The following is a 24,113-nucleotide window of genomic DNA, read 5'->3' on the forward strand; positions in this document are numbered from 1 at the left end:
CATTTCATCCGCAACATATGGGCGTCTTTTCTCGGCAGGCATGGAGGTTGCCATGACGAATGTGGACGCGCTTTTGAAATCGACGGTCGAGGAACTGGACAAGTTGCTCAACCCCAAGAACGTGCTCGGCGACCCGATCGAACGCGACGGCGCCACGGTCATTCCCATCGTCAGCTACGGCTTCGGCTTTGGCGCGGGCGGTGGCGAAGGCACCGGCACCGCCGGCAAGGGCCCGACCCAGGGCCAGGGCGGCGGCGCGGGCGCGGGCGGTGGGATCAAGCCCCTGGGCGCGATCATCATCGACCAGAACGGCGCCCGCGTCGAAGCAGTCAAGGGCGCGATGACCTCGGTCGCGACCGTTCTGGCCGAAACGGCGGGCCGCGCCATGGGCCGCGGCGCGGACAAGGACGAAGACGCCTGAGCGCATGGCGGTCGCGCTCGGCATTCTTGCGGCGGTTCTCGGGGCCGCGGTGCTGGTGATCCTGCTGCCGTGGCACCTGCGGTTTCGCATACGGACATCGCCGGCCGAATTCCATGCCGAGCTGCGGCTGTTGGCAGGCCATGCGCCTGCCATCCCCCTGACGGGCGGGCCAAAGCGCGATGGGCAGCCACCCGACAAACCGAAACGGGCGGTGCCGCGACGGGCGGCGCATCATGTCGGCCAAGCCCGGTCCCTTCGGGGCCTTGGTGCGCTTGTGTCCGGTGTGATCTCGGCCTTTCGCGTGCGCAATCTGGACCTTGTGGGGCGGATCGGCACCGGCGACCCTGCGGATACGGGCGTCCTCTGGGGCTGTCTGGCCCCTTTCGTCTACGGGCCCGGACAGGCCATGCACCGGATCGAGATCGTACCGGATTTCGCGACGCGGATTTTCGATATGACCGCCGCCGGCACACTGGCCATTCGGCCCGACCGGCTGCTGGGCAGCGGACTGCGCTTCGCCTGGGTCAATCGCGGGATGCTGTTCTCCAAGGGGGCGGCATGAGGCAGCGGCGCGTCTCCCTTGGCCCGGTGCGCCACTGCGGCCCCGTCACCGTCGCCGCCGTGGAAGAGGTCGTGCTGGAGGTGATGCCCGGCGCGCCTCCGTCCGGACGCGTCGTCGGCTTGGCCGCGAAACGCCCCCTTGCTATCGTGATCCGTACACCGGGGGGCCTTGTCGCCACGGAACCTGACGGGCGCCCCATGACGCTTGCCACGCTCGACGCGCTCTGCCCCGGCGCGCGGGACCGCCTGACACCCGATCTGATCAACCAAGGAGGACCCCACATGCAGACCAAGGACATCATCCAGTACGCGCATGCGCTCTACGACGCCCATGGCGACAAGGCCGAGGCCGAAGCCGCACAAAAGGCCGCCGCGGCGCGTGACGAGGGCAACGCCGAAGACGCCGAGAAATGGGACAAGATCCGCGCCCATATCAAGGAATTGCGCGGCCCCAAATCGACCTGACCCGCGCGCCTAGCTCAGCAGATCGGGGCGCAGGATCATCAGCGCCCCGAGCCCCAGCAGGACGATCCCGCCGACCAGGTGCGACAGGCGCGACAGCGTCCCACTGCCCGAGACGGCACGCAACGTCACCATCGCGACGACAAAGATGGCCGTGTCGTCCAGCAGGAAAACCGCGATGTAGAGGGCCAGGTAGCCCAACGAGGCCGCAGGCGCGGGATCGTGCATCGCAAGGGTCTGGGTGTAGATCGCGGGGATGCCCGCCGAACAGGCCAGTTCGATCAGGTTCACCCCCACCGCCAGCACGGCAATGCCAAGGCCCGCGATCACGATGTTGGGCTCCTCGACAAGCCGCTGAAACGCCGCGCGGATCGTTTGCCGCCGCGCCGATGGGGTGACCCGGCACACACCCTCGGGGTTGGTCCAGTATTCCCGCAGGTAATAGCCCCCCGCCACCAGCGCCAGCGCACCGATCACCAACCGCAGCCACGACAGCGCGCCCAGCCACATCACGATGTTCAGCCATGCGGCCATCACCGCGAAATACATCGCCGCGGTGGTCAGCAGAAAGATCGCGCCGAGGGTCCACATGCGCCACGGCTCGCGCACGCCCAGCAAGAACCCGATCAGCAGGGCCAGCACCCACATCGCACATGGGTTGAACCCGTCTACGGCAGCAAGGGCCACCGTCAGCGCGGGCAGCGACAGGTCGCCCAGATCGACCTCGCCCAAAAGGGGCAGGCTCACGCGCCGCTCCAGCGCGGGCGCCTGGGGCGCTGACGGCGCAGGGGCCGGCGGGTGCGTCTGGGGCGTGCCGGCCGCGGCATGGCGCGCGCCGGCCACCACGTCGGGGCACAGGGCATCGCGACAGGCCGCGATCATCTGCCGGTAGGTTTCGCGCGTGCTGCCATCGCGGGCAAATCCGATCTGGTAGCGCGGCCCCACCACGAAAAGCGGTACGGCGGGCGACGCGATCTCGAGGCGTCCGGCCACCTCGCGAAACAGAAGGTTGGCCTCGAGCGAGGCCCCCAGTTCAATCTCGCCCACCTGTACGCCGTCCATTTCGGCACTCAACGCGCGCAGGGCCTCGCGGGCAAGCTCGCAATAGGGGCAGCCCTGCTGCCAGAAGACATAGGCCCGAACCTCGGGCGTCTGCGCGCCGCCGGGGGATGGCGCGAGCAGGGCAAAGACCATCACCACCCAGACGGTCAAGGCGGCCGCGCCCCGCGCCACCCGTCGCCCATAAAAGGCGTCCCGGCAAGGCGACCCGACCCAGGTTCTTGGCACGGGCTGTGTCATGGCGCGATGTCACCACGCGGCCACGGCACGCTCCTTGATCCACCTCAATGGATGGCGGCGCGCCTCATCTCAGCGAAAGCCATAGCTTTGGTCCCACGCGCCATAGGCATTGCTGGTGACGCCAAACCGGCTGATGCCGCCATAGGCCGTTTGCGGCCCGGTCACCACGACCGAGACCACCCCGCCCGGGGCCACATCGATGCGCCCGGCATGCACCGCAGCGGGGCAAATCGCGCTGTCGGAGGTGTAATGCCCCGAGCCCCAGATCACCTGCGACACCGCGCCGGTTGGCGGGCATTGATAGGGAAACCCCTGACCGACCTGCCCGGCCAGCCCCATGCTTTGGGGCGATGCGGTCCAATCCGCAAGGGCCGGCGCCGCCAGCCCCGCGACCGCCAGCATGGCGCCAACAAATGAACGGACCAACTTGCACTTTCCTTTGCACAACCTGACCGCGCGGGCCGCACACGAGATGCCGCACACCCCGCAAGGGTGCCTCGGATCGCGAAGTCGCGAACGTCAGGATTGCCGCGGCAGGGATCGGCCCGCCGTTCCATGGCGTGGATCAGGCAACCTCGGCCACCGATACCGGGCGCCTTTTCGCCTGCCATTCACGCGCGGCCGCCCCGAATGCCGCAAACAGCGGGCGACTGACCGGATCGGTCGCGGCGCGGTACTCGGGATGCCATTGCACCGACAGCGTGAAGCCGGGCGCATCCTTGACATAGGTGGCCTCGGGTGTGCCGTCGGGCGCGTGGCCGTCGATGACGATGCGTGCGCCGGGCGACTTGATGCCCTGCCCATGCAGCGTGTTCGTCATCACCTCGGTCGCGCCCAACAGCCGATGGAACGGTCCGCCCTCGGTGAAGGTCACGGTGTGGCGCAGGGCGAATTTCTCTTCGATCGTGCCATCGGGGGGCATGCGGTGGTTCATGCGCCCCGGCAGATCGCGGATCTCGGGGTAGAGCGTGCCGCCCATGGCGACGTTGACTTCCTGAAATCCGCGGCAGACGCCCAGGATGGGTTGGCCGCGCTCGACACAGGCCCGGATCAGGGGCAGCGCCACGGCGTCCCGCGCGCGGTCAAAGGCGCCATGCGCCTCGGTCGCGTCCTCGCCGTATTCCTCGGGGTGGACATTGGGCCGCCCGCCGGTGAACAGGAACCCGTCGCAGGCCGCCAGCAATTCGTCGGTGCCGACGAAACGCGGATCGGCCGGGATCAACAGCGGCATGCAATCGGCCACCGCGGCGATCGCTTCGGAGTTCATCGTGCCGCCCGCATGGGTCGGATACTCGTCATTGACGAGGTGATGATTGCCGATGATGCCGATGACGGGCCGGGCCATGACTGTCCTTTCGCGAAACCTGCGCCTTTGGCGATATAGCCCAAGTGGGCGCGCGCGCAAAGGGACAGCCCGCCCACGGCCCGCACAGACCACCCGACGCCGTTGCACAGGGCTAGGGGTGCGGCAGGCGTGCGGTCACTTCGATCTCGATCCTCATGCGCGGGTCCTGCAACGCCGCGACCATCATCGTCGAGGCCGGCCGCACCGCGCCCAGCCATTTGCGCGTCACCGGCCAGCAGGCGGGCCAATCCGCGGCCACGGGCAGGATGTAGCGCACCCGCACCACATCGGCCATCGACGCCCCCGCCTCCTGCAACGCGGCGGAAATGGTGCGAAAGGCTTGCTCGGCCTGCGCCGCCACATCCTCGGCGATCTCCATCGTGGCGTAGTCGAACCCGGTCGTACCTGCGACGAACACCCAGCCATCGGCCACAACCGCCCGCGAATAGCCGATCTCGGCCTCAAAGGGCGACCCCGTCGAAATCAGCCTGTCAGCCATCACGCCCCTCCGCCTTGCGCCCGCGCCTGGCGTCGGCCCGGCACCGGTCCGAACAATAGCGCACCTCGTCCCAGACCTTCTCCCATTTCTTGCGCCAGGCAAAGGGGCGCCCGCATTGCGCGCAGTCCTTTTGCGGCAGATCCGACTTTCTGCGCATCTTTCCCACGGCGTCCTCCCTCCGGTCTGTTCCACCCGATCTTTATCCCGAAAATATGCAATCCAGCGGCGAAAGGGGCTCAAGGCCCCTTGAGGCGCTCGACCGGGCGACGCGCAAGGCGCGGCGCAATCGCCTCACAGATCCATGCGCAACTGCCGGTCCTCGCCCCCACCGCGCCGCCGCGGGGCGCGGTCGTTGACGAAATGCCGCCCCGCGCCGCCATCCTTGCGGCTGGCATGCTTTTCCACGATCCGCGCCGCTTCGGCCCGGAATGCATCGCCCCGACGCACGGCCCAGACCCGCTCGCGCGCCGCGCGCGCCGCCTGCGCCACATCGACCAACGGGGCCGGATAGGCGCGCCCCAACAGCCGTCCCGCCCCCTCCCATCGCCATGGCTCCTGCAGGAAGGCGTCCGGCACCTCGGCCAGCTCCGGCACCCAGGCCCGCGTGAAGGCGCCCGTCGGGTCCTGATCGTGGCCCTGTTTGACGGGGTTGTAGATGCGCACCGTGTTCATGCCGGTGGTGCCCGATTGCATCTGCACCTGCGGCCAGTGGATACCCGGCTCGTAATCGGTGAACATCCGCGCCAGATGCGGGCCGGTCGCGCGCCAGTCCAGCCAGAGATGATACGAGGCCACCGCCACGAGCATCGAGCGCATGCGAAAGTTCAGCCAGCCGCCATGATCGAGATACCGCATGCAGGCATCGACAAAGGGCAGGCCCGTCTCGCCCGCCTGCCAGGCGGCCAGACGCGCGGCATCGGCCTCGCGCGGGCGCAGCCCCTCATAGGCGGGATGCAGACAGCGCGTCTCGATACTGGGCTGATCCTCGAGCTTCTGCATGAAATGGTCGCGCCAGGCCAGCCGCGCCTCGAAGCTTTTCAGCGATCCCGCCCAGCCCTCGCGCGTGCCCTTGACCTCGGCCTTGCGCGCCTTGGTGGCCTGAACCGCCTCGCGCGGGCTGATCGTGCCCCAGGCCAGATGCGGCGACAGGCGCGAACAGGCCGCAGCACCCGACAGCGGCGAGGACATGTCGCGCCGATAGGTCCGGCCGCGCTCGGTCAGGAAACTGTCCTGCAGGGCCATTGCATGGGACCGTCCGCCTTTCTGACGCCCCGGACAGGGGTCGAAGGCCAGCCCCAGATCGCGCGCCTCGGGGATGGCGCCCGGCGCCTCCGGCAGAGGGTTCAGCGCCTCGGGTACGGCCACCGTCTTGCGCCGCATCGCCTTTTCGCGCCCCGCCGCCCAGCCGTCGCGCCCCGACAGGCGCCGCACCACGCCCAGTTGCGGCACCTCGGTCCAGACGATGCCCGCGTCGCGCGCCCAGGCCGCGACGCGGCGGTCGCGCGCATAGGTCCAGAGGTTGCCGGTTTCCTCGGTGCTGAAGATCCGGGTGATCGCATGCCGCGCCGTCACATCGCCCAGCACCTGCACCGCGTCGCCCGGGCGCACGACCAGCGGCGCGCCCAACCCGGCCAGATCGGCGCGCAATTCGGCCAGGCTTTCGGCGACGAAGCGCCAGTGCCGCGCCGCGGCATCGGGCTGCGCCCAAAGCTCGGGCTCGACGATATAAAGGGGCAGCACGCGCGCGCCCACCTCGCAGGCCGCAGCCAGCGCGGGGTTGTCATCTATGCGCAGGTCGCGCTTGAACCAAACAAGAACATGGCCGCTCATGGGCGGTCAGATAAGGGGAAATCGGCGCGGGTCAAAGCGATTCCCGCAGCCCCTCGGTCGGACGTGACCGCCTCGGCACCGCCGCCCGGACATCGGGTGCGATCCACGGGCCCGCAGACCGCTTTTTCAGCGCGCCAGACCCGATCAGCCCAGGCACCGAAACCCGACCGCCCAGGCGCTAGGCGATGATTGCGCGGTCGTGGTGGTCGCGTGGGGTCTCGGCAGCACCGATGCCGGTGTGCTCGCAGGGCTTGCGGTCTCGTCCCGATCCCCGATGCCGGTCCGGGTCCGCATCGCGGCGCGGTTGCGGCCCACTCGTCCACGCTCTAGCTATATCGGGACGCAGCAAGCAGGAAGCCCCATGAAGGACGCCGTCCCCCAACCCATTCACCTCGTCGATTACAGGCCGCCCAGCCACCTCGTCGAGGATGTGCACCTGACCTTCCGCCTGTCGCCCAAGGGAACGCGCGTGATCGCGAAGATCCGGTTCCGGGCCAATCCCGAGGGGCTTGACGAGGGCAACCTGCGCCTTGACGGCGAAAACCTGCGGCTGATCTCGCTCAGCCTGAACGGCCACCCGCTGACCGCGCTGGATTACCTGCTCACGCCGCAGGGTCTGACCATCCCGGCCGAGCGCCTGCCCGGCCCCGCCTTCACCCTGTGCAGCGAGGTCGAGATCGACCCCGAGGCGAATACTGCACTGGAAGGGCTCTATACCTCGAACGGGATGTTCTGCACCCAATGCGAGGCCGAAGGGTTCCGAAAGATCACATTCTACCCCGACCGGCCCGACGTCATGGCGCCCTTCACCGTCCGCATCGAAAGCGATCTGCCGGTGCTGTTGTCCAACGGCAACCCCTTGGCCAGTGGCGAGGGCTGGGCCGAATGGCACGACCCGTGGCCCAAGCCCGCCTACCTGTTCGCCCTGGTTGCGGGCGATCTGGTGGCCCAGTCCGACCGCTTCACCACCGCCAGCGGGCGCGACGTGGCGCTGAACATCTGGGTGCGTCCCGGCGACGAGGACCGCTGCGATTACGCGATGGATGCTCTGAAACGCTCGATGGCGTGGGACGAACAGGTCTATGGCCGCGAATACGACCTCGACATCTTCAACATCGTCGCGGTGGACGATTTCAACATGGGCGCGATGGAGAACAAGGGGTTGAACATCTTCAACTCCAAATACGTTCTGGCCAGCCCCGAGACCGCGACCGACCGCGACTATGACTGGATCGAGGGGATCGTCGCGCACGAGTATTTTCACAACTGGACGGGCAACCGCATCACCTGCCGCGACTGGTTCCAGCTGTGTCTGAAAGAGGGCCTGACCGTGTTCCGCGATCAGCAGTTCAGCGCCGACATGCGCAGCGCCCCGGTCAAACGGATCGAGGATGTGCTGCAATTGCGTGCCCGCCAGTTCCGCGAGGACGGTGGCCCTCTGGCCCACCCCGTGCGGCCGGAAAGCTATGTCGAGATCAACAATTTCTATACCGCCACGGTGTACGAGAAGGGGGCCGAGCTGATCCGCATGCTGCGCGAGCTTGTGGGCCCCGATGCCTATGCCGCGGCCCTGGACGAGTATTTCGCCCGCCATGACGGGCAGGCCTGCACCATCGAGGATTGGCTGCAGGTGTTCGAGGATGTGACCCAACGCGACCTGTCCCAGTTCAAGCGGTGGTACACGCAGGCGGGCACCCCGCGCGTCAGCGCCGAATGGCATATCGCGGACGGCACCCTGTCCCTGACGCTCCGCCAGGAGGTGCCAGCAACGCCCGGTCAGCCGCTCAAGGAACCCGCGCTGATCCCCGTGCGGCTGGGCATGCTGACCCCCGAGGGGGCCGAGATCCTGCCCGACATGGTGATCGAACTGGACAGCCCCGAGGTCAGCCGCAGCTGGGATCTGGCCGATCTGGCGCAGGCCGCCGGGGTGTCTGTGCCGCAGCGGGTGATCCCGTCGCTCTTGCGGGGCTTCTCGGCGCCCGTGGTGCTCGACGCTGCGCTGACCCCCGAGGATCGGGCGGTGCTGCTGGCCCATGACGGCGATCCGTTCAACCGATGGGAGGCCGGGCGCCGCCTGCTGCGCGAGGCCCTGGTGGCAGACCTGGCCCAGACCCGGTTCGACACCGCCGGCGTCATCGAGGCGCTGGGCCATGCGGCCGGCGACACGCACCTCGATCCGGCCTTTCGGGCGCTGGTGCTGTCGCTCCCCTCCGAGGACGATATCGCCCAGGCGATCTGCGATATCGGCCTTGTCCCCGACCCCGTGGCCATTGCCGATGCGCATCGGGCGCTGTCGGCGCGGATGGGCGCGGCGCTCGGCCCGCTCCTGCAACGGCTCTATGCCGAGAACGACCCCGGCCCCGCCTATTCGCCTGCCGCCGAAGATGCCGGCAAACGGGCGCTGCGCAATACCGCGCTGCGGCTGCTGTCACTGACCGGCGACCTGACCCTGGCCCGGGCCCAGTTCGAGAACGCGCGCAACATGACCGACCAGGTCGCGGCCCTGTCCTGCCTGATCGCGGGCGGCGAGACCGAGGCCGCCGCCCGCTTCGAGGCGCAATGGCAGGGCGACCGGCTGGTGATGGACAAATGGTTCATGCTGCAGATCGCGCAGGCCCCGCGCGACATGGCGCTGGACCGCGCGAAGGCGCTGACCGAGCATCCGCTTTTCGACTGGAAGAACCCCAACCGGTTCCGCTCGGTGATCGGGGCACTGGGGCAGACGCCGGCGGCGTTTCACGACCCCTCTGGCGCGGGCTATCGCTTCGTGGCCGATTGGCTGATCCGGCTCGATGGGCTGAACCCGCAGACCGCGGCGCGGATGTCGACCCTCTTCGAGACATGGCGCCGCTATGACGCGGACCGGCAAGAATTGATCCGCGCCGAACTGGAGCGCATCGCCGCTACCGAAGGGCTGAGCCGCGACATGTCCGAGATGGTCGCGCGGATCAGCGGCTGAGCCGCCCGCCGCCCGCCGCCCGCCGCCCGCCGCGCGCACGAGCGTCAATGGGCACGGCGCGGATGCAGCGCGGGCCTGCCGCGTGCGGATGGACTGGCCGGCCCCGGGCCCCGGCCCTGGCCGCTCCGGGCGCGGGTCGCGCGGACCTGTCCCGCAGGGACAGCCCGCGCGCCACGCCCAAACCATCCCGGTATGGCGCAGCCATCCCGGGATGGGCGGGAGGGCCACCCGGCGGACCGTCAGCGCATCAGCTGCGTGTAGCTCCAGATCAAGGCGATCAGCACCGGCTGGTGCAGCAGGTAGATCGCCAGCGAATGTGACCCCGGCCAGGCCAGGGCGCGGGCCGCCGCGCCGCCCTGCCAGCCCGCCGCGCGTGTCCACAGCCCGCTGCGCGTGCCGATCCGCCCCGCCGCGATCCCCAAGAACAGGGGCCCGACCCAGGGCAGGAGGGGCACGTAATCCACGGCGATGACCGGCACGCGCTGCAACCCCGTCCACCAGAGCGGCCACGGGTTGAACAGGTCGCTGCGCGCGATCTCGGGCGCGGCGAAGGCCAGCGCCGCCAGGCCGATCAGCGCCACCGCCGGCAGGCGCAGCACCAGCATGCCCACAAGGCTCGCCGCCGCGATGCAATGCAGGATGCCGAAAAAGATGAAGGCCTGCGGGATCGCCACCCAGGTGACTGCGGTGATCAACGCGGCCGCCGCCGCGATCTTCAAGAAGCGCCGCCAGAAGGCCGGCCAGCGCACCCCCTGCCCATGGGCAAGCCACAGGCTGACCCCGGCAAGGAACAGGAAACTGCCCGCCGTGCCCAGCGCCAGGGCGCGCCACGCCCCGCTCAGCACCGTGCCGGGGGCGAGATAGCCGAAGGTCTCGAGATCATAGGCGAAATGAAAGATCGCCATCGCCACAAGCGCCGCCGTACGCGCCTGATCCAGGGCCAGAATCCGCCCCCGGCGCGGCATCGCCACCGCCGTCATGTCACGTGCCTGCATCACCATCGGCGTGATCCTAACAGCCTGCCCGCGGCTTGCCCATGGCCCCGCGCCGCCAAGCTTCCCCGCCGCGGCCACAAACTCGTCCAAATTTGGTGGTCCCCTCGACGGCATGAGCGATACTTTCGAATATGCCGCCCGTCCCGGGAACACCGCCCTCAGCCTCGCCACCTTCGCCGGGTTGAGCCTGCTGACCTCGCAATTGTGGCCGATCATGCCCGGCTACGTCCTGCTGCTGTTTCTGCCCGCTCTGGCGATCACCTTCGCCCAGATGGTTCTGATCCCCACATGGGGGATGCGGATCGGCGACACGACGTGGCAGATCGAGGCCGGCCACGAGGCGCGCTCGGTGCCCGTGGCCCAGATCGCCTATCTTCGGATCAATGACCGCACCGGCCCGGCGCAGGTTGCGGTGATCCTGACCAGCGGCGAGGCGGTTCCCCTCCCGGTCGAGGCACTGCCCGATCCGCTGACCCTGATCCGCGAAGCGACAAGCCGCGGCATCCCCGTGCGTCACGCCTGAGCGCAGCGCCGCCCGGCGCGGCCACGCGCCCGTCATCTTGCGGGGCGTGGCACCGGGCGCGCGGCGATGTCTCGGCCCGGTGCCCCGGCCATCGCCAATGTCGCCCCCTCTCCCGGATCGTCGGGGCGCATGCGCGGCCGCGTCGGACTGCGGCAATAGTCCTGCGCACGCACCCAGCGACGCATGTCCTCGCGCTTGCGCCGCGAATGGAACGGCCCCCAGTCGGCGGCAACCCCGCGCATGCCCGCGGACACGACCTGGTCGCGCGGCACGGTGATGCCCATGATCCGGATCCCACAGCGCAGGTTCGCCCCGCCGTTCAGCAGGGCATCGGCGCTTTGCACGTCGCAATTGCGCCAGCGCGCGGTGCCGGGCGCGATCTGGACCAGACCGAACCATTGCCCGCCTCCGCCCACGGCCCGCGGGTTGTGGGTGCTTTCATGCCAGGCCAGTGTCGAGATCAGCCCGGCCCAGAACGCAGCGCGTTGGGCGCGGTCGGCGGTGACGTAGCCCGGACACCAATCGGTGATGTCCCGCGGCACCACGTCGAGCAGCGGCGCGCCGGGGCCGCGCAGGGCGGCCATCACCGACGCGGTCCAGCGCTGGCCCCTTGGGTGTTCGTCCCAACGCAGGCTGGGCACCAGCCATGCCTCGCGTTGCGCGGGGCGGCGGCTGCGCAACGGGGCCAAAGCGGACTCTACGGGATCATCCGGCAGGCTGGCCGGGGTCACGGCACCGCCCAAGGGGGGGGCCAGGATCATCTGGCCGGCGGTCACCTCGACCGGGTCTTCGGCGGGCCGAGTCACCTCGGGTGTAGCCGCGACAGGGCGCGGCATCGGGCGCAGCATTGCGCCGGCGGGGCCGTCCTGCGCCTGGGCCGGGGTGCCGCCCCCGAAACCGCAAACCACGCAAACGACCAGCGCCACAGCCTTGGTCAGCGGCTTGGCAGCCATGCGCTTCCCCCAGTTGCGACCGCGCACCGCGCGACTGTGCCCAAGCGCGCTCGAAAAGGCAAGGAAAACAAGGGGGCGGCGGCCGCGTTACCGGATCTCAGCCGGTGCAGAAGGGCTGCGCGCTGACCCAGCCGCGCATGTCCTCGCGCTTTTCGGCCTGGACGAAGGGGCCCCAATCGGCCGCGACGCCGCCGCGCCCGCTGGCCACCACCCCGTCGCGCGGCACGGTTTCGGCCCAGATGCGCAGGGCGCAGGCGAGGTTCGCCTCGCCATTGCGCAGCGCGTCGCCGCTGGTGGCGTTGCAGCCATAATGGCGCGCGGTCGCCGGGCTGATCTGGACGAGGCCAAACCATCGCCCCCCGCCTCCCACGGCCTGCGGGTTCCAGGTGCTTTCATGGCGCGCGAGCGTCGAGAGAAGGCCCACCCAGAACGCCTCGCGCTCGGCGCGGGTGCCCTCTGTGTAGGCGGGGCACCAAGCCTCGATATCGGCTGGCACCAGATCGGGCAGATGACCCGCGGGCGCCCCCACGTCAAGCATGGCAAGGCTGGCTTCGGTCCAGGCGGGGGCCTCGGGGCGGTGGTCCCAGCGCATCACGAACTCGGTCGGGTCGGCCTCGGTGGCGCCGAGGGGCGCGAGGGAACAGCCCGTCAGGCCCAGGACGGCCAAAGCCGCCAGCAAGATCGCACGCATCATCTTGTCTCGAAACTGTTGCAGACAGCGCGGTGTGCCCCCAAGCCGCCTTGCCGAGTCCATCGTTCTGTCGCCCCCCCCGGCCAGTCGGCAGAAGCCCGCCCAAGGCGTGTCGCGCCAGATCAGCCCCTGTGCGGCACCGCGCGCGGACGGACGCCCCGCAGGGGCGGCCCCCGCGCGCCGGGCCCAAACCGCGGGGCGATGCGCGTCAGCGCGTCCCCCGTAGGCGGGAGGACCCCGTTGCAATCAAAAAAATCCCCGCCGGCCACGCGACCGGCGGGGACAGCGCCCAGATATCGCACGCGGCTCAGGCGGCCTTTTTGGCGTGGCGGCCTTCCTCGATCTCTTCGACGATCTTGCCGACGAAATCCTTCAGGTCGTTCGGGTTTCGGCTGGTGACGATGCCGCCGTCGGCAATGGCGGATTGATCGACCCATTCGGCCCCGGCATTCACCACATCGGTCTTGATCGAGGGATACGAGGTCATCGGGCGGCCCTTGGCAAGGCCCGCCTCGACCAGCAGCCACGGCGCGTGGCAGACGGCGGCAACCACCTTGCCGTCGCGGGCGAAGGCCTTGACCGTCTCGATGGCGCGGTCATCGACGCGCAGCAGATCGGGGTTGATCTGCCCGCCTGGCAGAACCAGCGCGTCATACCCGGCGACGTCGATCGCGTCGAAGGACAGGTCGGCCTCGGCCGCGCGGCCCCAGTCGCTGCCTTCCCAGCCCTTGATGGGCTTGCCATCGGGCGTGGCGACGTGAACGGTCGCGCCCTTCACGCGCAACTGGTCGCGGGGAAATTCCAGCTCGGATTGCTCGAACCCGTGAGTGGCGATGATGAGAATCCTGGCCTCGGTAATCTTCGGCATGTCGTGTCCTTTCGGCTCGCGTTCAGCTATGGGGGGCTGCCCGACCGGCGCCCCTTCCCCCTCAAAACGCCTGCCGCCGGTTTGCGTTCCATCCCCCGCATCCGCGCGCCCCCTTGCCCGACCCGCGCCGCTGACCTAAACGCTGGATCAAACGAGACGGAGGCCCGAGAATGCTCGACCTGACCCCAGACGATAAACCGACCCCGAAGCCCAAGATCATCCCCGGCGCCAAGCAGGACTGGGAACTGGTGATCGGCATGGAGGTGCATGCGCAGGTCTCGACACGCGCCAAGCTGTTCTCGGGGGCGTCCACCCAATTCGGGGCCGAACCGAACTCGAACGTGGCCTTCGTGGACGCAGGCATGCCCGGCATGCTGCCCGTCATCAACGAGGCCTGCGTGGCGCAGGCGGTGCGCACCGGGCTGGGCCTCAAGGCGGAAATCCACCTGAACTCGGCCTTCGACCGCAAGAACTATTTCTATCCCGACCTGCCGCAGGGCTACCAGATTTCCCAGCTTTACCACCCCATCGTGGGCGAAGGCAAAGTGTTGGTCGAGATGGGCGACGGCACCGCGCGCATGGTCCGGATCGAGCGCATTCACCTTGAACAGGATGCGGGCAAGTCGATCCACGACATGGACCCGGCGATGAGCTTTGTCGATCTCAACCGCACGGGCGTCGCGTTGATGGAGATCGTCAGCCGCCCCGACATTCGCGGCCCCGAGGAGGCCGCGGCCTATGTAGCCAAGCTGCGCCAGATCATGCTGTATCTGGGCACCTGCGACGGCAACATGCAGAACGGCAACCTGCGCGCCGACGTGAACGTGTCGATCTGCCAGCCGGGCGCCTACGAGAAATACCGCGAGACGGGCGATTTCAGCCATCTGGGCACCCGCTGCGAGATCAAGAACATGAACTCGCTGCGCTTCATCCAGGCCGCCATCGAATACGAGGCGCGCCGCCAGATCGCCATCGTCGAGGCCGGCGGCACCGTCGACCAGGAAACCCGCCTCTACGATGCCGACAAGGGCGAGACGCGGTCGATGCGCTCCAAGGAAGAGGCGCATGATTACCGCTACTTCCCCGATCCCGACCTTCTGCCGCTCGAGATCGAGCAGGCCTGGGTGGACGAGATCGCCGCCAACCTGCCCGAACTGCCCGACGCCAAGAAGGCCCGCTTCATCGGCGACTACGGCCTGTCGGATTACGACGCCAGCGTGCTGACCGCCGATCTGGAGGCCGCGCATTACTTCGAGTCGGTCGTGGCCGAGGCGAAAGATGGCAAATCCGCCGCCAACTGGGTCATCAACGAGTTGTTCGGCCGCCTGAAGAAGGACGAGACATCCATCACCGACAGCCCGATCACACCCGCCCAGCTGGGCCAGATCGTCAAGCTGATCAAGTCCGACGCGATCTCGGGCAAGATCGGCAAGGAGGTGTTCGAGATTGCCTATACTACCGGCCGCGATCCCGAGGAAATCGTCGAGACCGAGGGCATGAAGCAGGTCACCGACACCGGCGCGATCGAAACGGCGGTGGAAGAGATCATCGCTGCCAACCCCGCACAGGTCGAAAAGGCCAAGCAGAACCCCAAGCTGGCCGGCTGGTTCGTGGGTCAGGTGATGAAGGCCACCGGCGGCAAGGCCAACCCCAAGGCCGTTAACGAGATCGTGACCGCCAAACTGGGCCTGTGAGGGAATGCGCCGCCGGGACCCACTGGCGACGCATAACGAACGCGTCAAGTTGCGGGCGGCGTTTCTGAACGCGCTTGCCCTCGGCTTTCTAGGGTTCGCCTTTCTGCGGCCGCTTGTCGAGGGCACGCTGACGCTCAACCTGCTGACCGTCTCGTTTTTTCTGACGGGGCTGGTTTTGCATCGCGCCGCAGATTACATACTGAAGTATCTGGAAACGGAGGACTGACATGGACAGCCTCACATTGCTTGCCATTCCGGGCCTTGCGCTTGCGATTGCCTGGCTTCTGGTGGCCGACACCCGCCGCACGGCACGGCGCAACGAACGCCGCGATCATCCCGCCGAGTGACGGTGTCCCACGGGCCTAGCTGAACCGGTCAGCCCGGATGCCCCTTGCCTAGAACCCTGTCGCCGCTGTATGACGCGCCGGTTCATCGCCCGGAGAGGTCCATGCCCTATTTCGAGTACAAGGTCGTGCCCGCCCCCGACAAGACGCCGCGCGTCCGGGGCCTGAAAGGGGCGGATCGCTTCGCCTACACGCTCGAGGCCATTCTTGGCGACATGGGCGCCGAGGGCTGGGAATATGTGCGGGCCGATCGGTTCGAGGATACCGAGCGCCGGGGCCTTGGCTTGACGGCGAAATCGACGGTGACGCGCTGCGTGCTGATCTTCCGCCGCGAGGTTTTCTACGAAGACGAGGCCAGCGACCCGCCCGCCCAAGAGGCCCCGGCCGATGTCCCCGAGCCAGACACCGAGGTCGTGACCGAGCCCTCCCCCAGCCGACGCCTTGTGGCCGACCCGGCCGACCGCGCCGCCGAGTGAGGTTTCAGGCGCTGATCTTCAGCGCCAGCGCGTGAATCTCGGCCACCAGTTCCTTTCCCAGCGCATCATGCACCGCGCGATGCTGCGCGATCCGCGACAGGCCCGCGAATTTTTCACTTTCGATGCGCACGCGAAAATGGCTTTCGCCACCCTCCTGATACCCCGCATGGCCACGGTGGCTTTCGCTTTCGTCGACCACGTCCAGCACGCGCGGCGCAAACGCCTCTTGCAGTCGTGATCTGATTTTCTCGGTTCGCGTCACGAAATCCACCTCTCGCCTCTTTTCCTTGCCGCCCAAAACCCTAAACTGCCTGTTCCGAGTCGAGAAGGGCCCGAGCATGAGTGACAAAGACCCGTTCAATTTCGACCTGCGTGTCTCTACCGACAAGAAGAAACGCCGCTCGGGTCGGCGTGGCATGTCGGGCGCGTTCGAGACCTCGCAACGCGTCTGCGAACACCCGGGCTGCACCGAGCCGGGGCAATATCGCGCGCCCAAGGCGCCCGACGTCCTGGACGATTTCTACTGGTTCTGCCGCGAGCATGTGCGCGAATACAATCTCAAGTGGAACTTCTTCGAAGGCACGACCGAGGCCGAGATGGAGGCGCAACTCGACCGCGACCGCGTCTGGGACCGGCCCACGAAACCCTTCAAGAAATCGACCGAGGAACGCGCCTGGGCGAGGCTGGGTATCGAGGACCCGCATCAGGTGCTGGGGCAGAACGCCACCCGGAACCCCGGGCGCGGGCGCGGCGGCACGGGGCGCAAACTGCCGCCCACAGAACGCCGCGCCATCGAGATCCTGGACGCCAAGGACCACTGGACCAAGACCGAAATCCGCAAAAGCTACAAGGCCCTGATCAAGGTGCTGCACCCCGACATGAACGGCGGCGACCGCTCGGATGAAGACCGCCTGCAGGAGGTCGTCTGGGCCTGGGACCAGATCAAGGACAGCCGTAATTTCGGCGATTGACCGACGCGATGCGGCCCTCGGGGACCAGCTGTTGATCTTTATCCCTCAAATATGCCCGCCGGAGGCGCCAGCGCCGTGCAGGGCCCAATGCCCTGCGCGGCGCTTGCCCGGCGACGCGCGACCGCGCGGCGCGACCCGTCGATGACCTCTCCCCCCAAACAGGTGAAGACCCTGATCCTCGGCGCAGGCGCGGCAGGGATGATGTGCGCGGCCCATGCCGGCCCCGGCACGCTGGTCATCGACCATGCCAAGGCGCCGGGCGAAAAGATCCGCATCTCGGGCGGCGGGCGCTGCAATTTCACCAATCTCCACACCGAGGCTGAAAACTTTCTCGGCGAGAACCCGCATTTCCCGAAATCGGCCCTCAGCCGCTACACCCAGTGGGATTTCATCGACCTCGTGGACCGTCACGGCATCGCGTGGCACGAAAAGACGCTCGGGCAGCTTTTTTGCGACCGATCGGCCAAGGACATCATCGCGCTCCTACGCGACGAGATGGACCGTGCCGGTGCGGATCTGTGGCTGGAGGCCGAACCGGGCGAGATCACCCATGCCGATGGCCTGTTCCGCGTCGAGATCACCCAGGGCGGCACGCCCCGAACGGTTATCGCGGAAGCCCTCGTGCTGGCCACGGGGGGCAAGTCGATCCCCAAGATGGGGGCAACGGGGCTGGCCTATCGCATCGCCGCGCACTTCGGCCACCGCGTGACCGAAACGCGCCCCGCCCTTGTGCCGCTGACCTTCGACGAGACGCGCAAGGCCGCCTTTGCCGACCTGCCCGGCACGGCGGTGGACACGCGCATCACCTGCAACGGCGCCAGCTTCGACGAGGCGATGCTGTTCACCCATCGGGGCCTCTCCGGCCCGGCGGTGCTGCAGATCTCGTCCTACTGGCGCGAGGGGGACAGCCTGTCAGTCTGCCTGCGCCCCAATCTGGACCTGTTCGCGCATTTGCGCGCTCGCCGCGCCGAGGCGGGGGGCAAGGCCCTGTCCACGGTCGTGTCCGAGATCCTGCCCCGCAAGCTGGCCCTTCATCTGAGCGCCAAACTGGGGGTCTCGGGCAACCTCGCCGACCAGTCGGACGCGGCGCTGCGCGCTCTGACCGACCAGCTGACAAGGTGGGAGCTGACGCCGACCTCCTCCGAAGGTTACCGAACGGCCGAGGTGACGCTGGGGGGCGTGGCGACCGACAGGATCAGTTCCAGGACGATGGAAAGCGCGCATCTGCCGGGCCTTTACATCATCGGCGAGGCATTGGACGTGACCGGCTGGCTGGGCGGCTACAACTTCCAATGGGCCTGGTCCTCGGGCGTGGCGGCAGGCCGCGCCATCGCCGCACGGTAGGGGATGCGGCAATTGCCCCTTGCCACCGCCAACCCGCATGGGGATTGCGGTTTCATTTTTCCGAGACAGGCACAGGCGACGGCAGCAACACGGGGCCGCGCGGCCCAAGTGGGTCTTTCACCCCTCGGCGACGGCTTTCTCAGGTCAGGCCCGTGCCGCCCCGCAGCTCGCCGGTCAACGCCGCGATCAAGCAGTCCAGAACCGTCTCGGCGACGGCTTCGGGCGATCGCCCTTCGAAAGCAGCGCGGTCATCAGACGTCAGCGACGCGATACCGTGAAGGGTCGCCCATACCCAAAGGGCCATCTCGTTCGTGTTCCCCGCACGCACGCGGCCCAGCTTCTGACCCACCTCAAGTGTTGCGGCCAACCCGCGGAGCGTGGCCGTTCCGGGGGCGTCTGCGTCGGCCGCTTCAGCCTCGGGCCGATCCTGCGCCCCCTGCCCGGACCCTGGCACATGCATGAGAGCGTAGAGGCCGGGATGATCCCTCGCGAAAGCGACATAGGCCCGAAACCCCGATTTCACGCGGTCCGCCCAATCCCCCTTGGCCATGGTCTCTCGACCACCGGCGTCGGAAATGCGTGATCTGAGACGGGCGAAACCTTGGGTGACCACCTCATCCAACAGCGCGTCTTTGCTGGGGAAATGCATATAGGGGGCATTGTGGCTCACGCCCGCCTTGGCCGCCATCTTGCGCAAGCTCAACTTGGAAACCCCGTCGGTCTCGATGCAGTCGATGGCAATCTCGACAAGCCGCGCGCGCAGGTCACCGTGGTGATAAGGGGCCTCTCCAGCCGGCATATTGACAGTGTCCATATTGGTGTGATATTGACACTGCCAATACAGCGCATTCGATCAACATCTTCAAGGGAGCAGGCCATGCGACTTTTGACACCGCGCTCAGTCTTGCGGGCGTTTCACCTTGTTGGCGGTATCGCCATCAGCGCCTTCATCTATTCCCCGACCCTCCAGTCAAACAGCATTGTCGCGGCGATACTTCAGCTCGGAATTGTCCCAGCGCTCGGCATCTCGGGTTTGATCATGTGGAAGCCGCGACTTCTGCGCGCCATGACGCGCCCCTCGCGCCCTTGACGCCGGCCAAATGGGCCTGACCCTTCAGGTGCGCCAGAACGCGGTGGTCAGCAGGACGAACACGGCCATCAGTTCCAGCCGTCCGATCAACATGGCCGCCGACAGGATCCATTTCGCGGTGTCGTTCAGCGTTGCGAAATTCCCCGCCGGGCCGATCGTGTCGCCCAGGCCCGGTCCGATATTGCCAAGGGCCGCCGCCGCACCGGAGACGGACGTCACGAAATCGAGCCCGGTCAGCCCCAGCAAGACAGCCGTGATGCCCAGCGTCACGAAAAACAGGACGAAGAACGCCATGACCGAGGACAGGACCTCTTCGGCGATGGGGCGGCCTTCGTAGCGCGGCTCGAAAACGCCGTGCGGGGCATAGAGGCGGCGCACCTGCGTCGAGACCGAGGCAAACAGCAACTGGTAGCGGAACACCTTGATCGAGCACGAGGTCGAACCGGCGCAACCCCCGATCAGTCCCACGAAAAAGAAGATCGCCACCGGCACCGGCCCCCAGAGCTGGTAATCGGTGCTGGCATACCCCGTGCCCGAGATGATCGACGTGATGTTGAAGATCCCTTCGCGAAAGCCCTGCTCCCAATGGTCTCCATTGGCGATCACCCGGTAAAGGGCCAACAGGACGGTCAGCGCGAGGATGGTGACCAGATAGGCCCGGATCTGGCTGTCGCGCAGAATGGGTCGCGCCGTGCCCGCCACCAACTGGATGTAGCGCACGAAAGGCAGGCTCGCGAGGATGATGAAGACCGCGGCGACATATTCCAGCGGGCCCTGATACGCGCCGAAAGACGCATCGCGGTTCGAGAACCCACCCGTCGAGATCGTGGTCAGCGCATGCATCAGCGCATCGAACCCCGGCATTCCCAGTGCGGCATAGGTCAGCGCGCAGGCGACGGTCAGGGCAAGATAGATGACCGAGATCCGCGCCGCGATCTCGGTCGCTCGGGGCAGGATCTTGCCCATCGTGTCGAACGCCTCGGACCGGAAGATCTGCATGCCGCCAACGCGCAACTCGGGCAGGAACACCATCGCCACGACGATGATGCCGATCCCCCCGAACCACTGCAGCAGCCCGCGCCACAGGTTGAGGCCCGCCGGCAAATCGTCCAGCCCCGAAAACACCGTGGCGCCGGTGGTGGTCAGGCCGGACATCGCCTCGAAAAACGCGTCGACATAGCGCGCCTCGGTCGCGCCCAGCACGAAGGGCAGCGCGCCAAAGACCGGCAGCACCAACCAAACCCCCGTGGTCAGCAGGAATGTCTGTTGCACCGACAGGCCCTGCGACACGCCATTGGCACAGGACAGCGTCATCATCAGGCCGATCACCATGGTGATGGCCGTGGCCTCGGCAAAGGCGCCCCAATGGCCATTGCCCACAACGAGGTCAAAGGCCAACGGCACGATCATCGTCGCCCCGAGCGAAAACACGAGGAGGCCGAGCACGTGAACCACAGGGCGCAGGTCGAACATGGCGCGGAGCGTTGGCGCGCGCGGGCGGCGCTGTCAAGCAGCCTGCGCTGTCACAGGCCATCCGGCCCGGATCGGGCGTTATGCTGACGCTACGTTAGTAAAATGTTGATGCACGGGAATTTGATCGCTAGCATTTTGGAAAGGTTCCAGTTCGGGATCAGCCATGCCAGCAGTTCACAAGACGGCCCGCCAGCCAAGAGGGGACCGCCATGGGCACCCAGGACGAAAAGGGTCAGAAAACACTGACCGATGGCGATATCGCCACGCTGCGCTACCGCAGCGGCCCGGCCGGCGGGGGCAGCGATGCCGACAGCGACGCCCATGCCCACACCGATTCGGACACCGCACCGAGCCCGGCAACTGATGCCGATGCCTCCGCACAGGCGCGGACCGACGTGGATGCCGGATAGATAATTCCCTTCAAATTCAAAGCCATCGCCATTTCCCAACAGAGGACAGGACCCATGACGGACAAGAAAGACGACAAGCCGACGCTGGCGAAAACCAGATCCAGTCGACGCGCGGGTTGAACCGCCGCACGATGCTGCGCGGCTTTGGCATCGGGGGCCTCGGGCTTGGGACGGCTGCCGTGACGGGCTGTGTCACGGTGCCTGTCGGCGGCGCAAGCGGGTTCACCGACTCCGACAACGGCCCGATCGTCGATTCCGTCGGCTGCGGTCGCGGTGGGCATCGCGGCTATTACACCGGTTACACCGACGCAGATAACGGCCCGATCGTTGATCCGGGCAGCCAGGGCCGCGGGCCCCGCATCTGCTGACGCGGCGGCGGTTCACCGCCAGACGCATACGAAGGCCCCCCGGCAGACTGCGCGGGGGCCTCTTTTTTTTTCGGTACGACGTGACGCGTCAGCCCACGTGGATCAGCGACTGGAACAGCCGCGGATCGAGGCTGGCAGCCTCGAAGGTCGGCCCCTCGGTCAAGACGCTGACCGCGTCATGGCTGTGCAGGCTTTCCTGGTGGCTGGCCAGTACGCGGAAATCGCCGACGCGGGCGTCGTTTTCCAACTGCTCGGCGAAGAGGCGTGCGGCATCCTCGACGAAGATCGGGTTGGCGGCGTTCAACTCGGCAAAGGCCTGTTCATCCTCGCGCTTGACCATGACCTGCGTTTCGGTCGGCACGGCGGCGCGGGCCATGTCGATCAGGTCCTCGAACCACAGGCAGCTTTGGCCTTCGGCCAGTTCCACCGAGATCCGCGCGACCGAGCGCTGCGAATGCGGCGTGGCCAACTGGTTGCGCGTGGCCCGCGCATGTTCGCTCAGCTCCAACGAGCAGGGGCAGGTCGAGGAATAGACATAGTCGAGGTGAATGATCTTTTGCCGGACATTGTTGCGCTCGACCAGTTCCAGGGCGATGTCGTAATACTGATACCCCGACAGGCCCGAGCGCAGGCTGTTCACGCGCATCGGGAAGGACAGGCGCATCTGGATGCGGGCGTCGAAACTCTCTAGGTCCGTCTTGTAGTCGTCGAGCGCGGCTTCGATCACCTCGAAGCTGAAGGTCTTGTCGGCATGAGCATAGAACGAGCGCATGATGCGGCTCATGTTGATGCCCTTCTTCTCGGCCTCAAGACTGACGGTGCCGGTCACGCTGGTTTCCAGCGTCAGGTCGCCATTGTCACGCGTGTGATACAGGATCGGCAGGCGGAAATTCGAAATGCCCACATGCTGGATCTGCCTCTGCGACCCGCGGATCAGCGAGGACGGCCCGTTTTGCAGGTCGGGCAGGCCGGCCTTGTATGCCTCGTCCACGGTGAAATCCTGCGGATAGTCGCGCGAAAAGGACGGGTAATCCCCCTGCCCGGCCAACAGCCGCGCCACATCGGGGTCGAGTTCCGCGCGCTCAGCCTCGGTCGCGTTGGCGGCCCACAGGCGCAGCAGACGCAGGGCCTCGGCCGCATCTTCGCGCGTCGGGTCTTCGGGGGTCGTGGTCACATGCATGTTCATGGGGTCACCCTGTCCTTTGTCCGCCGCACCATATGGGGCGCGCCACAGCAAGCCCAAGTCTTGTCTTGCAATCGGTTTACGCTAAGGGGCCGATTTCGGTTTGTTTTATCGCCTTCACGAGGACGTTACCCACCAAACCGGCGGGTGAAATTCGACAGGATCCGCTCGGGTACCGAGACCCGCTCGGCCAGGCATGCCGCGGTCAGCGCCTCGGCATCGGCCGGGTCGAAATAGCCGCGATCGCGATAGATCCGGATACGATTGGCGAAATTCTCGCCTTTCGCCTCGGGGTGGAACTGCGTGGCATAGACGTTGCGCCCGGCGCGGATCATCTGGAACGGACAGGGGCCCGACGCGACCAGATGGGTGGCGCCCTGCGGCAAATCCTCGACCGCTTCCTTGTGACCGACCAGCGCGCGAAAGTCGCGCGGCAGATCGGCCAGGATCGGGTCGGTGGCGCCATGCTCGGTCAGGGTGCAATCGACGCCGCCGATCGGTTCGCCATACCGCCCCTTGGCCACCGTGCCGCCCAGCGTATGCCCAAGGATCCCCATGCCGTAGCAGCACCCCATGAAGGGCATGTCGCGGGCCAGAACCTCGGGCATGAGCGACAGGATATCGGCCTCGATGCGCGCCTCCAGCGGGTCCTTGTCCTCGGGCGCGTCGCTGACACAGCCCGGCCCGCCGCCCACGATGATCCCGGCGTAATCGTCCAGCGACAGCGCGGGCATCGGCGCCTCGTCCAGGCGGATGCGGCGCACCTGCGCCTCGCGCAATTGACCCCGCTCGAGGAAGGCCGCGAATTCCTCGTCGGCGGCTTCGCGCTCGGGGCGCAACTGGAGGACGAGAAAAGGCTTCATGCGGCAACCTCGGCGGCGACAAGGGGTTTGTCCATCAAGGCATTGGGCAGGCCGATGCCATGTCGCTTGACGCGCTGATGCCGCAGCACACGCCAGCCGCGATGTGCAAAGAACGGCTCGGCCACGCGGCTGGCCTCGGTTTCCAACCGGTCGATCCCTGCGGATTTCGCGCGGCCCTCGACGATGCTCAGCAGCGCGTCGCCCACCCCGCATCCGGCCGCGTCGGGCATGACATAGGCGAAATCGAGAAAGGCATCGTCCAGGTTCAACGCCATGAACCCCACCGCCCCGCGCCCGTCGGCCGCCACGATGGTATCGAGGCGCGACAGCCGCTGATCCCAGTACCGGGCCGATCGCGCGCGGGGCGACCAGGCCAGACGTTGCGCGAGGCTGTAATGCCCGGCCGCGCCGCGCCGCACGGCAAGGTGAAAGACGCGGGCCAGTTGCCCTGCATCCTCGGGGCGGTAGGGGCGGATGATCAGGCCGCTCAT

The 24,113-nt window shown here is 67.4% G+C and carries 28 protein-coding genes; 12 read left to right on the top strand and 16 right to left on the bottom strand.

Annotation, left to right across the window (positions count from 1 at the left end):
* Positions 1-52 precede the first annotated feature (52 nt).
* The 3 genes from ROSELON_RS15415 to ROSELON_RS18855 are packed head-to-tail and all read left to right on the top strand — an operon-like array spanning position 53 to position 1,447.
* The gene (locus ROSELON_RS15415) at positions 53-421 is read left to right on the top strand and encodes a GerW family sporulation protein (protein ID WP_025313203.1); all 369 of its coding nucleotides are present in this window, start codon (positions 53-55) and stop codon (positions 419-421) included.
* A gap of 4 nt (positions 422-425) precedes the next feature.
* Positions 426-983, top strand: coding sequence for a DUF2953 domain-containing protein (locus ROSELON_RS15420; RefSeq protein WP_025313204.1), 558 nt, complete (start codon positions 426-428; stop codon positions 981-983).
* A complete protein-coding gene (locus ROSELON_RS18855) occupies positions 980-1,447 on the top strand; it encodes a hypothetical protein (RefSeq protein WP_245605364.1) in 468 nt (155 codons plus the stop codon). The genes ROSELON_RS15420 and ROSELON_RS18855 overlap by 4 nt, the downstream gene beginning before the upstream one ends.
* 9 nt (positions 1,448-1,456) lie before the next feature.
* On the opposite strand, the gene ROSELON_RS15430 is transcribed toward ROSELON_RS18855, so the two are convergent.
* From ROSELON_RS15430 to ROSELON_RS15450, 6 genes are all read right to left on the bottom strand, one after another.
* On the bottom strand, positions 1,457-2,743 hold the full coding sequence (locus ROSELON_RS15430; RefSeq protein ID WP_156945961.1) for a thioredoxin domain-containing protein: 1,287 nt from the start codon (positions 2,741-2,743) through the stop codon (positions 1,457-1,459).
* Positions 2,744-2,812: 69 nt separating this feature from the next.
* Complete coding sequence (locus tag ROSELON_RS15435) at positions 2,813-3,169, bottom strand: LCCL domain-containing protein (RefSeq protein WP_156945962.1); 357 nt, start codon at positions 3,167-3,169, stop codon at positions 2,813-2,815.
* A gap of 139 nt (positions 3,170-3,308) precedes the next feature.
* A complete protein-coding gene (locus ROSELON_RS15440; protein ID WP_025313208.1) occupies positions 3,309-4,088 on the bottom strand; it encodes a gamma-glutamyl-gamma-aminobutyrate hydrolase family protein in 780 nt (259 codons plus the stop codon).
* A gap of 112 nt (positions 4,089-4,200) precedes the next feature.
* Positions 4,201-4,587, bottom strand: a complete 387-nt coding sequence (locus ROSELON_RS15445; RefSeq protein WP_025313209.1) for a RidA family protein — start codon at positions 4,585-4,587, stop codon at positions 4,201-4,203.
* On the bottom strand, positions 4,580-4,744 hold the full coding sequence (locus ROSELON_RS17940; RefSeq protein WP_084613884.1) for a DUF2256 domain-containing protein: 165 nt from the start codon (positions 4,742-4,744) through the stop codon (positions 4,580-4,582). The genes ROSELON_RS15445 and ROSELON_RS17940 overlap by 8 nt, the downstream gene beginning before the upstream one ends.
* Positions 4,745-4,878: 134 nt before the next feature.
* Positions 4,879-6,417 carry an FAD-binding domain-containing protein gene (locus ROSELON_RS15450; RefSeq protein WP_025313210.1) on the bottom strand — a complete coding sequence of 513 codons (1,539 nt, stop codon included), beginning with the start codon at positions 6,415-6,417 and terminating at the stop codon, positions 4,879-4,881.
* A 361-nt stretch (positions 6,418-6,778) separates the two neighbouring features.
* On the opposite strand from ROSELON_RS15450, the gene pepN reads away from it, so the two are divergent.
* Positions 6,779-9,376, top strand: a complete 2,598-nt coding sequence (pepN, locus tag ROSELON_RS15455; RefSeq protein ID WP_025313211.1) for an aminopeptidase N — start codon at positions 6,779-6,781, stop codon at positions 9,374-9,376.
* Between the two features lie 239 nt (positions 9,377-9,615).
* Here the strand turns inward: pepN and ROSELON_RS15460 are convergent, their stop codons facing one another.
* Entirely contained in the window at positions 9,616-10,377 is a 762-nt protein-coding gene (locus ROSELON_RS15460) for a heparan-alpha-glucosaminide N-acetyltransferase (RefSeq protein ID WP_051508429.1), read from the bottom strand.
* Positions 10,378-10,483: 106 nt separating this feature from the next.
* Here ROSELON_RS15460 and ROSELON_RS15465 point away from each other — a divergent pair, with 106 nt between their 5' ends.
* Complete coding sequence (locus ROSELON_RS15465) at positions 10,484-10,894, top strand: hypothetical protein (protein WP_025313213.1); 411 nt, start codon at positions 10,484-10,486, stop codon at positions 10,892-10,894.
* A 32-nt stretch (positions 10,895-10,926) separates the two neighbouring features.
* Here ROSELON_RS15465 and ROSELON_RS15470 read toward each other — a convergent pair whose 3' ends face one another.
* The 3 genes from ROSELON_RS15470 to ROSELON_RS15480 all read right to left on the bottom strand — a co-directional run bounded on the left by ROSELON_RS15470 (position 10,927) and on the right by ROSELON_RS15480 (position 13,406).
* Positions 10,927-11,847: a transglycosylase SLT domain-containing protein gene (locus ROSELON_RS15470; protein WP_245605365.1), complete on the bottom strand. Its 921-nt coding sequence runs from the start codon at positions 11,845-11,847 to the stop codon at positions 10,927-10,929.
* Between the two features lie 97 nt (positions 11,848-11,944).
* Positions 11,945-12,538, bottom strand: coding sequence for a transglycosylase SLT domain-containing protein (locus ROSELON_RS15475; RefSeq protein WP_025313215.1), 594 nt, complete (start codon positions 12,536-12,538; stop codon positions 11,945-11,947).
* 307 nt (positions 12,539-12,845) lie between these two features.
* A complete protein-coding gene (locus tag ROSELON_RS15480; protein ID WP_025313216.1) occupies positions 12,846-13,406 on the bottom strand; it encodes a type 1 glutamine amidotransferase domain-containing protein in 561 nt (186 codons plus the stop codon).
* Positions 13,407-13,576: 170 nt separating this feature from the next.
* Here ROSELON_RS15480 and gatB point away from each other — a divergent pair, with 170 nt between their 5' ends.
* The 3 genes from gatB (at position 13,577) to ROSELON_RS15495 (ending at position 15,920) form a co-directional block, all read left to right on the top strand.
* Entirely contained in the window at positions 13,577-15,100 is a 1,524-nt protein-coding gene (gene gatB / locus ROSELON_RS15485) for an Asp-tRNA(Asn)/Glu-tRNA(Gln) amidotransferase subunit GatB (RefSeq protein ID WP_025313217.1), read from the top strand.
* A 4-nt stretch (positions 15,101-15,104) separates the two neighbouring features.
* The gene (locus ROSELON_RS15490; protein WP_025313218.1) at positions 15,105-15,326 is read left to right on the top strand and encodes a hypothetical protein; all 222 of its coding nucleotides are present in this window, start codon (positions 15,105-15,107) and stop codon (positions 15,324-15,326) included.
* A 222-nt stretch (positions 15,327-15,548) separates the two neighbouring features.
* Positions 15,549-15,920: a hypothetical protein gene (locus ROSELON_RS15495; protein WP_025313219.1), complete on the top strand. Its 372-nt coding sequence runs from the start codon at positions 15,549-15,551 to the stop codon at positions 15,918-15,920.
* A 4-nt stretch (positions 15,921-15,924) separates the two neighbouring features.
* Here the strand turns inward: ROSELON_RS15495 and ROSELON_RS15500 are convergent, their stop codons facing one another.
* A complete protein-coding gene (locus ROSELON_RS15500; protein WP_025313220.1) occupies positions 15,925-16,182 on the bottom strand; it encodes a BolA family protein in 258 nt (85 codons plus the stop codon).
* Between the two features lie 76 nt (positions 16,183-16,258).
* Here ROSELON_RS15500 and ROSELON_RS15505 point away from each other — a divergent pair, with 76 nt between their 5' ends.
* Positions 16,259-16,891, top strand: coding sequence for a DnaJ domain-containing protein (locus ROSELON_RS15505; protein WP_025313221.1), 633 nt, complete (start codon positions 16,259-16,261; stop codon positions 16,889-16,891).
* A gap of 141 nt (positions 16,892-17,032) precedes the next feature.
* Positions 17,033-18,235 (top strand): BaiN/RdsA family NAD(P)/FAD-dependent oxidoreductase, encoded by a 1,203-nt coding sequence (locus tag ROSELON_RS15510; protein WP_038651797.1) that lies wholly within the window; start codon positions 17,033-17,035, stop codon positions 18,233-18,235.
* 139 nt (positions 18,236-18,374) lie between these two features.
* On the opposite strand, the gene ROSELON_RS17615 is transcribed toward ROSELON_RS15510, so the two are convergent.
* Positions 18,375-19,049, bottom strand: coding sequence for a TetR/AcrR family transcriptional regulator (locus tag ROSELON_RS17615; protein ID WP_051508430.1), 675 nt, complete (start codon positions 19,047-19,049; stop codon positions 18,375-18,377).
* Positions 19,050-19,349: 300 nt separating this feature from the next.
* Complete coding sequence (locus tag ROSELON_RS15525; RefSeq protein ID WP_025313225.1) at positions 19,350-20,798, bottom strand: TrkH family potassium uptake protein; 1,449 nt, start codon at positions 20,796-20,798, stop codon at positions 19,350-19,352.
* A 209-nt stretch (positions 20,799-21,007) separates the two neighbouring features.
* Between ROSELON_RS15525 and ROSELON_RS15530 the strand changes: the two genes are divergently transcribed.
* Together ROSELON_RS15530 and ROSELON_RS15535 are read left to right on the top strand one after the other, a co-directional pair.
* Entirely contained in the window at positions 21,008-21,208 is a 201-nt protein-coding gene (locus ROSELON_RS15530; RefSeq protein ID WP_025313226.1) for a hypothetical protein, read from the top strand.
* Positions 21,209-21,324: 116 nt separating this feature from the next.
* Positions 21,325-21,576, top strand: coding sequence for a hypothetical protein (locus ROSELON_RS15535; protein WP_025313227.1), 252 nt, complete (start codon positions 21,325-21,327; stop codon positions 21,574-21,576).
* A gap of 88 nt (positions 21,577-21,664) precedes the next feature.
* On the opposite strand, the gene folE2 is transcribed toward ROSELON_RS15535, so the two are convergent.
* The 3 genes from folE2 to ROSELON_RS15550 all read right to left on the bottom strand — a co-directional run bounded on the left by folE2 (position 21,665) and on the right by ROSELON_RS15550 (position 24,113).
* On the bottom strand, positions 21,665-22,762 hold the full coding sequence (gene folE2, locus ROSELON_RS15540; RefSeq protein WP_025313228.1) for a GTP cyclohydrolase FolE2: 1,098 nt from the start codon (positions 22,760-22,762) through the stop codon (positions 21,665-21,667).
* A 125-nt stretch (positions 22,763-22,887) separates the two neighbouring features.
* A complete protein-coding gene (locus ROSELON_RS15545) occupies positions 22,888-23,622 on the bottom strand; it encodes a glutamine amidotransferase (protein WP_025313229.1) in 735 nt (244 codons plus the stop codon).
* Entirely contained in the window at positions 23,619-24,113 is a 495-nt protein-coding gene (locus ROSELON_RS15550; protein WP_038650498.1) for a GNAT family N-acetyltransferase, read from the bottom strand. Before ROSELON_RS15550 ends, ROSELON_RS15545 begins: the two co-directional genes overlap by 4 nt.

The organism is Roseibacterium elongatum DSM 19469, from assembly GCF_000590925.1.
Lineage (GTDB): Bacteria > Pseudomonadota > Alphaproteobacteria > Rhodobacterales > Rhodobacteraceae > Roseibacterium > Roseibacterium elongatum.